Below are 948 nucleotides of genomic sequence, written 5' to 3'. Positions count from 1 at the left end.
GCGCCTCCTGCATGGAGGCGTGATTAGATCACAGACGATCAGCCTGTTCAAATTTCATTAACAAAGTGCGATCCCGCCCTGTCGCTACGGGCGGTTTATTTATATATTTTGCCGCGCAGGAATCAATCGATGCACCGACATCCATGCTCATAATGGCATTTGCCATCCTCGCGATTGCTGGATCACTGTATTCCGTCTATTCCGCGGCGCGGATTCGGGTAACGAGGTGCGGTATAAGCTCGGGCAAAAAGCAGATTAAATGGGACAGCGTCACCAAGATTGAAACCATTGGTTATGGCATTCATATTTATGCCGCTGGTAAAAAGATCGTTATTTCACCTTGGGCGTATCAGGATCCTGAAGAATTAATCTCTTTTATCCGGGTTCAATTTCAAGAGCAAGCCAACAAATAGTATTGGTCATGCGTGGCTTTCGTGGGCCAAACAACCTTACCGAATAAACAGGGTCCCTCATCGAATGAAAAAGCTGCTTCTATTATTTTCTGGGTGTCTCGTCTGCGGTGTATTGGGGGTCTGGGGGGTTGGCTCTTATTTGTCCAAGTCGGCCAATCACTCTATTACCATGCCTGATATCGGCTTTGAATCGGTGGCCTATGGGAGAACCCATGGCTCGTTTCTGGATGCAGGTTCCCGTCAGCAGTGTGCCTTGTTATTGCATGGTGTGAATGCGGATCGCACCAGCATGATCGACAGAGCCAAATTTTTAAAAACCATCGGCATTAGCTCCTTGGCGATTGATTTACAGGCTCATGGTGAGACTGTGGGAGAGCAGATCTCGTTTGGTTATTTTGAATCCGAAGATGCCTATCATGGGCTGCGTTATTTAAAAACGGTTGCCGGTTGCCATCGGCGTTGTTGCTCAAATCAGGGAACTATCCCGCAGTTTGGTGATCTGATCTCTTAGGTTCACCACCGGGAGCGCCAGATG

At 48.2% G+C, this 948-nt stretch carries 2 protein-coding genes; both read left to right on the top strand.

The features are described from left to right. Positions 1–152: 152 nt before the first annotated feature. The gene (locus tag ACYVG7_RS10170) at positions 153–413 is read left to right on the top strand and encodes a hypothetical protein (RefSeq protein WP_460883008.1); all 261 of its coding nucleotides are present in this window, start codon (positions 153–155) and stop codon (positions 411–413) included. A 64-nt stretch (positions 414–477) separates the two neighbouring features. Then, positions 478–924 (top strand): hypothetical protein, encoded by a 447-nt coding sequence (locus ACYVG7_RS10165; RefSeq protein ID WP_460883007.1) that lies wholly within the window; start codon positions 478–480, stop codon positions 922–924. Positions 925–948: the final 24 nt, after the last annotated feature.

The organism is Pseudaeromonas pectinilytica, assembly GCF_054780855.1.
The sequence above is the reverse complement of the archived record's forward strand: the minus strand, read 5'-3'. Positions and strand labels throughout refer to the sequence as shown.